Consider the following 12519-nt stretch of genomic DNA (forward strand, 5'->3'; position numbering starts at 1 on the left):
GCCCTCCCTTTCGGCGCGGCCGACTGTACCTCCCCAGCCCCGCACACCATTTCCCCAGGTCACACCCCAGGCTCCCCAGGTCACACCCCAGGACTCACCAAGTCACATCCCACTCTCACCCCCGTCCCGGACACCATCCCCGGGCACGACGCCACCCCGGCCGAGCGGACCGCCCTCACCCCGCAGGCACGAACCCGCCACCAGCATCGGCCCCACCCCACACAAGCCCCCGGGCCGGAAGTGGTAACCGGTGCCCGCTGTGATGGCGTACGGTGGGGACTACCGACGCGGGGTGGAGCAGCTCGGTAGCTCGCTGGGCTCATAACCCAGAGGTCGCAGGTTCAAATCCTGTCCCCGCTACTGCTGAATGGGGGCCTGGATCCCGATGGATCCAGGCCCTCCTGCATTCCTGTGCGAACGTCCACGATATTTCCCACGGGAAAATTCAAGCACTTCCCCATGAGGTCCCGGAGCGGCTCCGCCATCACGAGCTCCCTTTGCCGATTCGTTTGGATCACTCCCGCCGACCGAGGCTGCCGGTGACGATGTCCCTGTGACGCACCACGTCAGCGCTGTGATCCCGGCTTTCGGCGTTCTTGCCGGCACGGTGCTGCTCGCCGGCGCCGTTCGCGAGTACCGCTCCGGGACACCGGCTCTCCGGGGCTGCAGCTGTGATCTCCCTCGCTGACATCCATGATCTCCGCCGCGGGTTTCACGCTCACTGGCGGTTCCGGAGCCAGGTGAGCCAACCGGCGGCATCCGGATACGCGAACTCACCATCATCGAAGCCCTTCCCGGAGGCCGTTGAAGCACTGGGTGTCATGGCCGTGTGCGGGCGTTCCCGGGCTCGCTGCGCGTGAGTCCCCCTTCCCTGGCCGGGCGCGGGACCAGCAGCAGCTGCCATTCTGAGGGACCGGTTGCGTAGACGAGCGGCGGTCGCAGCCGTCCACCACATCGCGCAGGATGTCCAGCATCGGGGACCGCAGATGCCCGTCGAGCCGTAGGAAGCCGGTCGCGTCGTAGGCGGCGGTCGGATCGGCCGCGACGTCTTCGAGGTACGCCTGTACCAGGCCGGGGTCGCGCATCTCCGGTGCGGACAGGAACGCCCGTGCCCGGGCGAAGGGCCGGCCAAAGGTGAGCGACCGCGCTGCAGGATTACGCATAGCAGCGTCGAAGGCGGCGACGTCCAGCCGGGTCATGGCTTCACAGCGCGGGTAGCGGGCGGCCAGGAGCGCCTGGACCTCCGGGTCGCGCAGCGCGATATGCAACAGGTTGATGCGCGTCTGGAGCGCCACGCCGGAGAGCATGAGCGGCTGGTTCTCGACCTCGTACGACATGCCGGAGAACCAGCCGGCCAGGATCCGGCACTGCTCGATGGCCATGACTGAGGACATCGAGACCATGGCTTCGAGCAGGAGGAGTTGCGGAGAGCAGGCACGGCCCGCCTGGTCGGCGCACAGCCTGTCCCATGCTTGGCTCATGCAGACCACCGCGACGGAGCTGGCCGGCCACGGCCTGTGGGCGGAGCTTTCGGCCGCCGCGGGGCTGGCCGGCCTGCGCCAGGTCCGCGACGGCCTCCTCGCGGAGCACCTGGGTGCTCGCGTGCGAGCGCCCTGCAGCGCCGGTGTCGCCGCGCTCGATGATCTCCCGGAGCCGGTAGGCCGCGGCCGTTGTGAACCGTGCGTCGAGGATGGCGTCCACGACTTGACGGATGAAGTCTTCCTCGAAGCAGCCGAGGCCCTTCAGGGCGGCCGCCGGTCCGGGGGGGGCAGGTGGTGGCCGATCTCGTGGCCGAGCGCGAAGAACCATTCGACCAGATGGCGTTCGTTGCGTTTCCTGCTCTGCAGGCAGCCGAGCGCCGGGCCGGAGAGGAACAGGCCGCGCTGGACCACGCGCGATCTTGCGAGCGTCGCGATGGCCTGGTCGCCGTGGCCGCGCTGGAGCAGGAATTCTGCGATGAGCCGGAGGACGGCTCCTTCGAAGGCATCTTCCAGCAGCGGCTCTTCCAGCTTCGTCTCGAGCATGAGGCCGTGCAGGAACGCGCAGATCCCGACCTGGCGCAGATGGAAGACGACCGTATGGGAGTCGCGGCCGCGCAGGCCGAAGTGCCCCGGGATCCCGTTGGTCACGGTCACCAGCTCGACGGGCTGTCCGCCGGCCTGTTCGGCCAGGGAGCGGAATTCCGCCAGCGGCGACACGGTGGTGCGGCCGGTCCGGACGGCCTCGCCCGGCTCGCCGGCCCGGCTTTGGACCGACTGCTGGAGGATCAGGTCATCCAGGCTGGTCATCGGGCGTGTCTTCAAGGGCTTCGATGACCTCGTCGAGCTGCGCGGGGGTGATGTCGCGGAACTCGCGGTCACCGATCCTGATGTATTTGATCTTGCGCTGGCGGATCAGCGTCTCCAGCACCGCGCCGAGGGCCGCGCCGGGGGCCGGGCCGAGGGTGTCCGCCAGTTGCGCCACGTGCGCCACGTACATCCAGGTGTCCGGATCGCCGACCTGTGCCTGGATCTGCCGTGTGCCGGACACGGCCTCCGGCACCCGCCGCTCGCCTCGGCGAGGGCGGCCGCCCCCGCTTCGTCGGTCTCGATCGTCACGACCCGCATACCGCTCATGCCCGGCCCTTCAGTCACTGGGCGTCACTGGGCATTTCAGGCTCATTCAAGCCGGAGAGACGCAGCGCCCGTCATCCTCCAGCCCGGGGCGGCACCGGCGATCGAGGCCCTTCCACCGGCGTGACGTCAGCTCTCGTCGTCGTCCTCGGCGGCGTCCGGGTCGCGCAGGTCACGGATGCCGCCGAGGGCCAACCCGGGCAGGGCAAAGGTGCAGGTTCCGTGCACAGGCCGCGATGGACGATCACGTGGGGCCGGGCCGGGCCGGGCCGGTGGGTCTCGACCTCCTCATGGCGTGCCCCCGCGGGCGAGGACGACACCGCGGACGGCCGAGTTCTGCCCGGGCCCGGCCTGGGCGCCAGTCTTCTCACCCATCGACCTGCACCGGGCCCACCCCGGCGAACCGGACGGCAGCGAGAACCCTTCAGCGCTCGCACTGCGGCGGCCATCAGGCCGGGACAGACCACGAGCCCGGCGCCGGCGAAGACCCGTACACGGAGGTACTCGCCTCACGACCGCCCGCCACCCGCTGGGACCAGGCCACATTCCGCTGTGGCCAGTGCGGCGCCGCGCCCACCCAGGCCGACTACGTGCAGGCCGTCGGCGCCCACCGCGACGCGCAAGTCCTGCTCGCACGCCTCAACCCGACCGAGCGTGACGACCTCGTCCCGATTCTCCGCACGGTCCTCGGCGCGGTCCTCGGCGCGCCGGAGACCGGCATCGAGTTCCCGGCGCTGATGGACCAGCAGGCACCCAGCAACGCTTCCGCCCCGCACTGACGGCTCCCTGCCCTGGCCCCAACCGCCTCGGGGCCGGGGCGGCCCGGAGGCCCGGACAGACCCGCCCGGCCTGCCCCCGACAGGAGATGTGCCGTCATGACCGTCGTCCCGCTCCACCCCGCCGTCCGGCACTACGCGCCGCGGACGAAGCACCGGTCCCGACCGTCGTCCGGCGCCAGGCCGCCGCCGGCTTCGACCGGCCCGGCCGTCGCCGAGAACGACTCGAGGAAGCTGCCCTCCAGGCGGTGCCGGACACCGACGCCGTCCCGATCAGCCCGTTCCCCGACACCCTCAGCACCGCTGTCCCGCCCATGAACCGGACCGGCTGCACCCCGGTCGACGACCACCAGTCCTACGCGGCATGCGCGGTGACCCACCTCGGCTCCGCCGACGGCATCCGCGGCTGGTGGCTGGCTTGCACTACACCCAGCGCACCGACCAGCTCGGCGACCACGAGCAGGTCCTCACCCTGATCGCGCCCTGCGCCTGCGGCACCTGCTTCCACGTGGAGATCCCTGACGAGGACGCGCTGATCGTGATGCCGGACGAGCCCGACACCACCGCCGGCGCCCCCGTCGGATGCGACCACCGCTTGCGCATCCGCTCCGCGAGCTACGCCGACCAGGACCCACGACAGCGTCGGGCAGCCCTTCCTGCCAGTCCCGCACACCCACCAGCCGGCGAGCGGCCCGTTCTACTGGTGGCGCGCTGGAGGATACGCACACACCCGGCCGTCCGCAGCCGCCTTGGACGTTTCTCTCGGGGAATCAGCTTCCCCGGCGGGGGAAGAGCGGGCGGCCGGTCAGAAGTGAGCGAGCAGGAAACGCTGGACCTCGGCGTGGGTCATCGGCCCGGCGCTGCGTGCCGCCACCGCACCTTCTTTGAGCAGGACGATGGACGGGGCTCCGGTGACGCCGTATCGCTTGGTCGCCTCCGGGCAGCGGGTGATATCGATCTTGATGGCTGTCAGGCGGTCCGCGTACTCCTCGGCGATCCGACCCACGACAAGGTCCATGGCCCGGCACGCTTCGATCGCCTTCGGCCACGTCCCGCAGAAGTAGGCGAGGACCGGGCCATCGCTCATCCTGAGGACGAAGTCGACCTCCGCATCCTCCAGTGGCTGGTGAACGCGCCGTGGCATCGGAGCTCCTGACCTCGTGATCGACGTACCGGGGGCACCATCATCGCCTGCGACACGCGCGTCCGACGCCGGCCGCGGCCAGGTCCCGGTCTTCACCGGGTCCAGGGCGTGGGCCGGGGCTGCGTCGACTTGTCCGCCGGCACGGTCCCCTGGAGGGCACTTCGGCATCAGGGGCCGCTTCGGGTCTCCCTGCGTGCCTGTGCATGCGGCTCAAGTGCTTTGACGTGGCAATGTCAGAATATTGATCATGAGTGACCGTCGGCCCGAACGGCCCGAGCCGCCCCAAGAGGCCCCGCCGCCCGAGCCCGTTGACGCCCCGGAGCCGGCGAAGGCGGCGGATACGGACTCCGGTACGGGCCCGGCGGAAGCGCCGGAACCGGCGGACGCGCGCGACGCAGGCGCCGGGCAGGGGGACGACGCTCCGGAGCCGGCGACTGCAGAGGAAGCGGGCAGCGCACCGGAGACCAGTGACGCACCGGAGCCGGGATCCGAGCAGCCGGACGCCGAGGCCCCGGAACCACAGAGCGCGGAAGGTCCGGACTCCGGCACAAGCCCGGCAGACGCCCCGCAGCCGGCGGACGCGCGCGACGCGGACATCGAGCAGGCTGACGACGCTCCGGAGCCGGCGGACGCAGAGGAAGCCGACAGCGCACCGGAGAAGACCGGCACCCCGGAGCCGGAGACCGAGCAGCCCGACACCGACGTCCCGGAGCCGACGGGCGCGGAGGACTCGCAGGAAGCGGGTGCCGGGGAAGCGGACGAGGCCCCGGAGCCGGAGGCCGTAGAGGAATCCGACAGCGCACCCGAGGAAACCGACACCCTGGAGCCGGAAGCCGAGCAGTGGGACGCCGAGGCTCCGGAACCGGCGACTGCTGAGGAAGCAGACTTCGAAACCGGCCCGGCGGACGCACGCGAGGCGGATGCCGACCAGGCAGACGACGCCCCGGAACCGGCGGACGCAGAAGAAGCCGACATCCCGGAGCCGGAGGCTGAGCAGGCCGACGCCGACGCGCCGGAATCCGTGGACGCGGCTGACGCAGATTCCGAAGCAGGTCCCGTAGGTGCGCACGATGCGGGCGCCGAGCAGACGGACGATGCTCCGGAACCGGCGACTGCTGAGGACGCAGACTCCGGGGAGGAACCCGGCAGCGGCGGTGCGCAGAACGCCGAGTCGCCGGCGGGGACCGACGAGCCTGGCGACGACGGGGATCCGGAGGGGCAGGAAGCGGGCACCGGTGAAGACGGTGAAGACGCCGAGGAGGAGTCGGAGTCCACGGAGGGAGGCGACGACGAGGGCGATGTTGAACGCAAGGCCGAGACAGATGCCAAGATCGCAGAGTTCGAAAGCCAAGGCCACGGTCCGCAACGACACCTGCACCCGAGTACCGAGGCTCTGAAGGCCCGGAAGGGCGAACCGAAGGTCGGCGACAACGGCGACGTGAAATTCAAGGGCAACGGCCATGTCGAGACCAAGCGCCACGTGAACCCGGAGACCGGCCGCGTCAAGGACGTCAAGGCGAATGGTGGAACCAGGCCTCACGGCTGCGGGGATTATGCGACCAAGTTCGAGAACGCCGAGGACTACGTCAAAGCCGAGCAGTACCTGCGTCAAAAGGCGGAGCAGACCGGAAAGCCCAAAGTCAACGCCACCATCGAGGAGATCTTCGGCCCGGGCGACCATTCAGGTAAATTCGAGGGATATTACGTCGATCCCGTGAAACCCAAGAATAAAGACGGAACCGTCAATCATCTTCCCGTGGACTTCCGTGGAGGGCGCATTGTCGCTGAATTCAACGAAAGTACCGGCGGACTGCATACGATGTACCCCGACCCCAGGGCCGGACGACACCCTTAGGGAAGCTCCATGGACGAAAATACTCAAGACTTCATCAGCAGCGCATTCGGCCCCTCGTACATCAATGAGCCCGAGGTTCTCAAGGCGAACCTGGTGCACAGCCTCAGCGCGCCGGGCATCTTCACGAAGACCCGTAAGGCTCAGCGCGACGGGTTCGCCCAGGTGATCCGCAACCGCGAGATGTCGCTGACGGACTGGGACATCATCACGGAGGGCGTGATCCGCTTCCCGACCGAGGACGAGATGTACGTGTTCCTCCAGGCGTCGTACGACTACTTCTTCGGCGACGCCCCGGAGCCGCCGGACTACCCGGAGAGTGATGAGGACTGACGTGGGCGAGCGTCAAACGCTGTCAGGGCGGTCGAGTTCGGGGCCGATGAGGCTTTTGCGGATGCCTGCGGGATGTCTGCGGGATGCCTGCGACTTCCTGTTCGGGAGAAGCGGGAAGCAGGCTGTCCTCCCGAAAGGCTGACGGTCATGGGATTCGCGGCAGGACATGGGCCGGCCCTGCCTGGTGGCGGGGGCCGGCACCCCCTGCTCCGGTGAGGGTTCCGCCCGGTTCCTGGCGCCCGGCACCGCGGACACGCCACTGTCGAAGACCACATCCGGTGCGGCAAGGACATCGGATTCGGCCGCTTGCCCTCCCGCCACTTCGCCATCGACGCGGCCTGGCCCGAACTCGGCCTCGCAGCGATCGGCCTCCTGTCTGGACCCGCGTTTGCTACTGGACTGCGGGCCGGCCGATGCCGAGCCCAGGGGAGACTTCGTTACCGGCTGCTGCACGTCGCCGCCCGCCTCATCCAGCAGCACCTCCGCATCCGCACGCGGCACCCCGCCGTCGTGCCGGGGCCGGTGACCGCGCGACTGCCGGCAGGCCAACAGCCTTCTCCTCCAGCCCGTAGCAGGCGGCGATCCGGCAAAGAAGCGGCAACGTCGTCCTTGGTGAGAGGAGACAGACGGAAAACCCCCGGGAACCATCCCTCATTCCCGGAAATCACAGCTTCCGAGTGCTGATACCTCCCTTCTCGGGCAGCTCGGCCGCGTCGCTGGTGCGACCGCGGAGCCCAACAACCACGAGTACGTCACCACTCGTCGGCTTCACCGCCTAGAACCCAGGCCCGGCAGGATGCGGAGCAGTTCCTGCCACCCTCGTGATGGCGCGCGGTGAGGTCTGCTGGTCGCGGCCGCACGGCCGCTGGGTATTCCTGATCTCATCGCTTTTCAGGAAGAGCGGTCGGGCCATTCAAGATCGCGCACGGATGGTGGCAGGACCGGTTGATAGCCGGAGTTGGTGTGGGAACGGCGGTTGCGGCGGCGCGCCCGTAGTCGCACTCCGCCGGACGTCGGTGCGCGTACGGGGGCCGGAGGGCGGGGAGCCCCGAAGGTATGGCGCAGCGGCTCGTCAAGAAGTGCGTCGGCTGCAGCGCGGATAAAAGGACCCAGGGGGAGGAGAAACGGTTGGTGAGGAGGCCCCGGGTGGCAGCCCACAGTTCAGCTGCCTCGGCGGTGGTCGTGAATCGGCTCTGCTCGAAATGGTCCATCCAAGCCGCGAACTCATCCCATGCAGGTGAGACGTCGCCGATTCCCATCCGGTCGGCGAGAGCGCGGTAGGCGGTGTGGGAGGCATCCTTCTCGTCCTGGGTCGCGCCGATATGCCCGCGGCGGGCTCCTACCGTCCGGGCCCCGGCTGCTCCGAGCCCTGCGCCGCCGGGCGCTGGACCTTGTGCGCCCGGGGCGCCTGGCCGATCGGGTCGTGGAGGAAGCGCGCCAGGCGGAGCGGGACGCGCGGCGTGCATCCCCGTCGGTCTGTGCGTGGGTGGGCCCGCCCAGACCGGTGACCGCCGCCGAACTTGGGCGGGACATGGGGCTTTGTCGGAATCCTCAGCCGGTCGTGCTCCGGAAGCCAGGCGTGTGACGCATATTCAAGTTTTATTTTCTGACTTTGATGCGTAATTTGCATAGCTTCGAGTATGGTGAGGATATGGGTTTGGAGGAGACGCTGAGGCTTACGGTGGCTGCGTTGATGCAGGCGACGGGGGATTCGCAGCGGGTGCTCGCTGCGGTGCTCGGGCTGACGCAGACGCAGGTCTCGCGCCGGCAGACCGGGGCCACTTCGTGGAGCCTGCGGGACGTCGACGTCCTGGCCGAGCACTACGACGTCGCTGTGCTGGATCTGCTGGCGGGCCCGACCCGGGCGTGCGAGGCACTACCCGCCGCCCGCCGCCGCGGCAGCAACGCCGAGAAGGGAGCGGCCCGATGAGTGACTTCGACGCGATCGACTCGCTGCTCGCCGCCGTCGGCCCTCAGGCCGAACTCCCCGCCCCCCAGGTCCGCCGGGAGCTGCGGGAGCGGGCCCGGTTGTCGAAAGCCCAGGTGGCCCGAGCACTCGGGGTGAGCCCTTCTACCGTCGCGGGCTGGGAGAGCGGCCGGGACCCGGCTGGTGAGATCCGCACCAAGTACGCCTACCTGCTGGACGGTCTGGCCGCGAAGTTCCCCGACGAGACCAAGCAGGAAACCGCCCTCGCCGCCGGGCAGGAGGCCGCTCCCGTCGCCGAGCCGTCCCCGCCGCCGATCACCCGCCCGGCAACCGGTCACCTTTCGCCGGAGACCGTGGAAGGCGGCGATGAGGTGGAGGCCCTCGCCGTGCCGGAGCCGTGTGTGCTCTGCGGCCGCCCGGCCGTGCACCGGGTGGCGGGTTTCGCCCAGCACCTGGACCCGGCCGACTGCCAGACCACGGCCGTCGTGCCACCCGCCCAGCACGCCCCGACCCCCGTACGTCCCGAGGCCACGCAGGCTGGGAAGCCGGCAACAGGCACGCCGCCTGAGCCGCGCCCCTCCGGGCGTTCCCAGGGCCCGGCCCGGCGTGCATTCCAGGAGCCGTCCGGACCGGCTGATCTGATCGGCCAGGCGGTGCAGGCCGCGCTCGCCGAGCACGAGGGCGACGTGGAAGCCGCGACGACGGCGCTGCTGAAGCGGGCGATCCCGGATGCCATGCGGCTGCTGGACGAGACCCGCAAGGGCGCCCGTTACGACGTCATCGCCCATCCCTGGATCCCTGACATCCTCAAGAAGCAGACCTCCCGCGGCGCCGACCAGATCTGGGAAGCCCGCCCGAAATGGACCCGGGCCGAGCTTCCTCCCGGCTGTCACGAGGTCACCGCGCTCGACATCAACGGCGCCTACCTCTCCGCTCTCAAGACCCACCTTCCGCTCGGCCAGCTGGAGCACTCGGCCGGTCTCACCCACGACCGGCGCCGAGCCGGCGTCCACCTGATCACCCCACCCGAGTGGGAGCACGAGACGGTACTGCCCAACCCGATCGGGAACCGGGACGAGCCCGGCCCCCTGTGGGTGACCGAACCCACCCTGCGCCTCCTGCTGCGCCTGTCCGGTCCGAAGTACGGCCTGTGCGAGCCTCCGGAGATCCACGAGTCGTACACCTCCGGCGCCACCGAGAACCTCCTGGAGAAGTTCCGGATCGCCCTCAAGGACGCCCGCGACGCGGCCATCGAACAAGGCGATGACGTCGCTCTGGAATACGTGAAAGCGATGTACTCCAAGTTCGTCTCCACGATGGGGGAGTCGAATTACAACCGGGAGCTGTACCGCCCGGACTGGATGCACATCATCCGCTCCCAGGCGTTCTCCAACCTCTGGCTCAAGGCGCTCAAGGCCCATGACGAGGGGCTGACGGTCGTCCGTGCGATGGGCACCGACGAACTCCACGTCATCGGCGACTGGCGCAATGTCTTTCCCGAAGGCCGGGGCGTTACTGAGGTCAAGGTGAAGGACACGTACACCGCCGGAATCGACACCACCGAGTACATGGAGACGGAAGGGGAGGGAGAGGAGTAATGCCGGAGAAGAACCTCGACTTCGGGAAGTTCGGTGCCCAAGGCATCAAGGGCAGCGAAGCCGTCGCGCGCAAGCTCGACGAGCTCGCGGGCGGCATCGCCACCCCGCTGACCGCCAAGCGCGGCTGGATAGCGCGTCTGCACTATCTGACGAAGTCGGGCAAGAGCCGCCAGGCCGCGAAGGAGGCGGGGCTGACGGTCACCGACCGGACGCTGAAGGCGTGGCTGGAGGGCAAGCGGGCGCCGTCGAAGGCGAACCTGGCCAGGATCGACGCCGCGTACCGGGCGGTGCGCCGGCAGAACGTCGCCCGGCACCTCCTCAAGCGCCTGAACCGCGAGGGACGCGGGACCCGGGTGGAGATCCACCCTCTCGACCAGTCCCAGGTCGCTCGCCCGCTTCAGCGCGTGGTGGAGTACCGGACGATGAACGTGCGCCGCTGGGACAAGATCGTCGGGTCCTGGGCGGCTGGCGACTACCAGGGCCTCGACGCGGCCTGGGACGACACGATCGTCGACCTGGGCTCGCAGTGGGGGCAGTACGAGTACGTCACCAACGTCGGCTTCGCCGCGTAGAAGACCAGCCTCGTCAGGGCCCGGATCCTGGATCCGGGCCCTGACACATTCCTGGCCGTCTCTACCGGGGGCTCCTGCTGGTCCTGGTGGTGGTCCATCGCATGTCGAGTTGGTCGAGTTCAGCCCGGCGTTGTTTGGTGAGTTTGTGGGCCCTGCGTCGGGTGTTGTCGAGGATCATGCCGAGCTTCACCTCCAGGAGCTCCTCAGCACCGCCCTGGCGGCCGGCCGGTGCGTCTTCCGCCAGGTGCTCGACGTGCTTGCGGGGGACGTTGAGGTGCCCTTCCCGGGTGTGGAACTGCCGTGCCGCCCGCAGGTTGAGGGCCCACTTGTCTTCCTGCGTGCGTTTGACGGGCCGCTCGTCTGCCTCGGCCGGGGTGAGGCCGAGGACGTTCTCGAGGAGCCATTGCTGGACAGGCAGGAGGCTGTCCCAGCTGAGGCGGCACGTCTGGGCCCAGCGGCCGAGGTCTTCGCCCTGCACGATCACCTGACCCGCTGCTGCCGGCACCGCCCCACCGCCCTCGACGTGGGCCTGGGCGAGGCGGAAGCGGCGTTGCCATCCGGTGTCCCAGGCGGGGCACCAGCCGGGGTCGATCTCCTCCAGCGCTTCCCGCCGTGCTTCGGTGAGGGCTTGGGCACTGGACCCGACGGGAAGGCCAGCCTCGCGGCGCTCGGCGATGGCATCCGCGAGCCGGGCGGCGGTGCGCAAATTCTTCGCCCAGATCCCGACCGGATACCCGTCCCAGACAGCCGTGGCCGGCGGCAGAAAATGCCCATGAATAGCCGCCCACTCACGGGCAGCCGTCAGTCCTTCTGCGAAGGCGACGTCCTGGTGCGACCACACCATCCCCAGCCGGTCCAGCTCTTCCACCCGTGTCCTGTTGAGGTTTCCGGCCTTGGCGAACTTCCTCTGGTCCGCCAGCCATGTCCCGAGCGGGAACCCCGCGGGCTTCCACTGGTCCGGGTGCTAAATCCGGGTGTGGTCACTGGGTGCGTGGGCTGCTGGCCAGGTGGTGTAGTGATCGTTTCGGGATGTGATCTGTGGTTCGGTGAGGCTGTGGGCTGGGGTTTTTGTGGTGTTCGGGATGGCGGCAGGGGTGTGGCGTGCGGGAGTGGTGATCGTTTCGGATTGTAGTGATCGGCGTGGTATTTGGTTCTGTCTGTCCCGGTCCTGGCGGACTCGGCGCGGGCTGTGGAGAGTCATCTGGACGTCCTGCTGCTGGTGGCGTTCCTGATCGTCGAGCGGACCGGCGAGGGTCCCTGGTCGCCGGGCAGTAGGCTGCAGGCCACCGCCCACGATGCGCGCCGCACCCTGGACTTCGCCCTGGCCTGGATGGAGCCACGCAGCCGCGGCCCTGATCCCTCACGATGCTGACCGCACCGTCGATGCCCGCCACCCGTCCGCCGGAAACACCGATGCGGCAGCCGCAGAGCTGAAGGAATTCGCGGAGGCAGCGGACAGACTGCGCGCCGGCCGCTGCGACGAGAAGGAAGAACGGACCGCCCCCTGCAGCGGAGGAGGCCGACGTCGGGGTCCGGATCCGCACGGGCAGATCGCGCTGAGCCATGGTTCAGCGGGTACACGTGTCGCAGGCTCTTGGCCTGGGCGGTCCGCGGCCCGCTCCCGCAGGCCGCTGTTCTGCCTGTCACCGCCGCCGGCTCGTCCTACGTCCGCCCCCATGGGGCCGCTCACCGCCCAGGGAGGTCA

Annotated in this window: 14 protein-coding genes, 1 tRNA gene and 1 pseudogene; 9 read left to right on the plus strand and 7 right to left on the minus strand. The window is 69.3% G+C overall.

Annotated features, from left to right (window positions below; translation table 11 throughout):
* Positions 1-286 precede the first annotated feature (286 nt).
* Positions 287-360, plus strand: a tRNA-Met gene (locus AS857_RS01735).
* A 419-nt stretch (positions 361-779) separates the two neighbouring features.
* Here AS857_RS01735 and AS857_RS01740 read toward each other — a convergent pair.
* The 3 genes from AS857_RS01740 to AS857_RS01750 form a co-directional block, all read right to left on the minus strand.
* The gene (locus AS857_RS01740; protein WP_058041273.1) at positions 780-1481 is read right to left on the minus strand and encodes a hypothetical protein; all 702 of its coding nucleotides are present in this window, start codon (positions 1479-1481) and stop codon (positions 780-782) included.
* Between the two features lie 261 nt (positions 1482-1742).
* Positions 1743-2288, minus strand: coding sequence for a hypothetical protein (locus tag AS857_RS01745; RefSeq protein ID WP_058041274.1), 546 nt, complete (start codon positions 2286-2288; stop codon positions 1743-1745).
* Positions 2272-2541, minus strand: coding sequence for a hypothetical protein (locus tag AS857_RS01750; RefSeq protein ID WP_058041275.1), 270 nt, complete (start codon positions 2539-2541; stop codon positions 2272-2274). The genes AS857_RS01745 and AS857_RS01750 overlap by 17 nt, the downstream gene beginning before the upstream one ends.
* Before the next feature lie 361 nt (positions 2542-2902).
* On the opposite strand from AS857_RS01750, the gene AS857_RS40900 reads away from it, so the two are divergent.
* Positions 2903-3391: a hypothetical protein gene (locus AS857_RS40900; protein ID WP_245699550.1), complete on the plus strand. Its 489-nt coding sequence runs from the start codon at positions 2903-2905 to the stop codon at positions 3389-3391.
* A gap of 245 nt (positions 3392-3636) precedes the next feature.
* Positions 3637-3864 (plus strand): hypothetical protein, encoded by a 228-nt coding sequence (locus AS857_RS39390; protein WP_144440692.1) that lies wholly within the window; start codon positions 3637-3639, stop codon positions 3862-3864.
* A 329-nt stretch (positions 3865-4193) separates the two neighbouring features.
* Here the strand turns inward: AS857_RS39390 and AS857_RS01770 are convergent, their stop codons facing one another.
* Complete coding sequence (locus AS857_RS01770) at positions 4194-4532, minus strand: thioredoxin family protein (protein WP_058041278.1); 339 nt, start codon at positions 4530-4532, stop codon at positions 4194-4196.
* A gap of 247 nt (positions 4533-4779) precedes the next feature.
* Between AS857_RS01770 and AS857_RS01775 the strand changes: the two genes are divergently transcribed.
* Positions 4780-6387, plus strand: a complete 1608-nt coding sequence (locus AS857_RS01775; protein WP_058041279.1) for a hypothetical protein — start codon at positions 4780-4782, stop codon at positions 6385-6387.
* Positions 6388-6396: 9 nt separating this feature from the next.
* On the plus strand, positions 6397-6717 hold the full coding sequence (locus AS857_RS01780; RefSeq protein WP_058041280.1) for a hypothetical protein: 321 nt from the start codon (positions 6397-6399) through the stop codon (positions 6715-6717).
* Positions 6718-6729: 12 nt separating this feature from the next.
* Here AS857_RS01780 and AS857_RS39395 read toward each other — a convergent pair whose 3' ends face one another.
* Complete coding sequence (locus tag AS857_RS39395) at positions 6730-7197, minus strand: hypothetical protein (RefSeq protein WP_144440693.1); 468 nt, start codon at positions 7195-7197, stop codon at positions 6730-6732.
* A gap of 1171 nt (positions 7198-8368) precedes the next feature.
* Here AS857_RS39395 and AS857_RS01785 point away from each other — a divergent pair.
* The 3 genes from AS857_RS01785 to AS857_RS01795 are packed head-to-tail and all read left to right on the plus strand — an operon-like array spanning position 8369 to position 10814.
* Positions 8369-8647 carry a helix-turn-helix domain-containing protein gene (locus AS857_RS01785; protein WP_058041281.1) on the plus strand — a complete coding sequence of 93 codons (279 nt, stop codon included), beginning with the start codon at positions 8369-8371 and terminating at the stop codon, positions 8645-8647.
* Positions 8644-10242 (plus strand): helix-turn-helix domain-containing protein, encoded by a 1599-nt coding sequence (locus AS857_RS01790; RefSeq protein WP_058041282.1) that lies wholly within the window; start codon positions 8644-8646, stop codon positions 10240-10242. Before AS857_RS01785 ends, AS857_RS01790 begins: the two co-directional genes overlap by 4 nt.
* A complete protein-coding gene (locus tag AS857_RS01795; protein ID WP_058041283.1) occupies positions 10242-10814 on the plus strand; it encodes a hypothetical protein in 573 nt (190 codons plus the stop codon). The genes AS857_RS01790 and AS857_RS01795 overlap by 1 nt, the downstream gene beginning before the upstream one ends.
* 61 nt (positions 10815-10875) lie before the next feature.
* Here the strand turns inward: AS857_RS01795 and AS857_RS01800 are convergent, their stop codons facing one another.
* Positions 10876-11658: a helicase associated domain-containing protein gene (locus AS857_RS01800; RefSeq protein ID WP_275477340.1), complete on the minus strand. Its 783-nt coding sequence runs from the start codon at positions 11656-11658 to the stop codon at positions 10876-10878.
* 9 nt (positions 11659-11667) lie between these two features.
* A pseudogene (locus tag AS857_RS41790) lies at positions 11668-11760 on the minus strand (helicase associated domain-containing protein); the annotation flags it as partial.
* Positions 11761-11961: 201 nt separating this feature from the next.
* Between AS857_RS41790 and AS857_RS38480 the strand changes: the two are divergent.
* Positions 11962-12186 (plus strand): DUF5954 family protein, encoded by a 225-nt coding sequence (locus AS857_RS38480; RefSeq protein ID WP_058041285.1) that lies wholly within the window; start codon positions 11962-11964, stop codon positions 12184-12186.
* Positions 12187-12519: the final 333 nt, after the last annotated feature.

This window comes from Streptomyces roseifaciens (assembly GCF_001445655.1).
Classification (GTDB): domain Bacteria; phylum Actinomycetota; class Actinomycetes; order Streptomycetales; family Streptomycetaceae; genus Streptomyces; species Streptomyces aureoversilis.

What these genes read in the sequence shown, in the direction of transcription:
- AS857_RS01745 (WP_058041274.1), bottom strand. Translation starts at nt 2,288, where the DNA reads ATGACCAGCCTGGATGACCTGATCCTCCAGCAGTCGGTCCAAAGCCGG.
- AS857_RS01790 (WP_058041282.1), top strand. Translation starts at nt 8,644, where the DNA reads ATGAGTGACTTCGACGCGATCGACTCGCTGCTCGCCGCCGTCGGCCCT.
- AS857_RS01785 (WP_058041281.1), top strand. Translation starts at nt 8,369, where the DNA reads ATGGGTTTGGAGGAGACGCTGAGGCTTACGGTGGCTGCGTTGATGCAG.
- AS857_RS01775 (WP_058041279.1), top strand. Translation starts at nt 4,780, where the DNA reads ATGAGTGACCGTCGGCCCGAACGGCCCGAGCCGCCCCAAGAGGCCCCG.
- AS857_RS01795 (WP_058041283.1), top strand. Translation starts at nt 10,242, where the DNA reads ATGCCGGAGAAGAACCTCGACTTCGGGAAGTTCGGTGCCCAAGGCATC.
- AS857_RS01800 (WP_275477340.1), bottom strand. Translation starts at nt 11,658, where the DNA reads ATGGTGTGGTCGCACCAGGACGTCGCCTTCGCAGAAGGACTGACGGCT.
- AS857_RS01780 (WP_058041280.1), top strand. Translation starts at nt 6,397, where the DNA reads ATGGACGAAAATACTCAAGACTTCATCAGCAGCGCATTCGGCCCCTCG.
- AS857_RS01740 (WP_058041273.1), bottom strand. Translation starts at nt 1,481, where the DNA reads ATGAGCCAAGCATGGGACAGGCTGTGCGCCGACCAGGCGGGCCGTGCC.
- AS857_RS01770 (WP_058041278.1), bottom strand. Translation starts at nt 4,532, where the DNA reads ATGCCACGGCGCGTTCACCAGCCACTGGAGGATGCGGAGGTCGACTTC.
- AS857_RS40900 (WP_245699550.1), top strand. Translation starts at nt 2,903, where the DNA reads ATGGCGTGCCCCCGCGGGCGAGGACGACACCGCGGACGGCCGAGTTCT.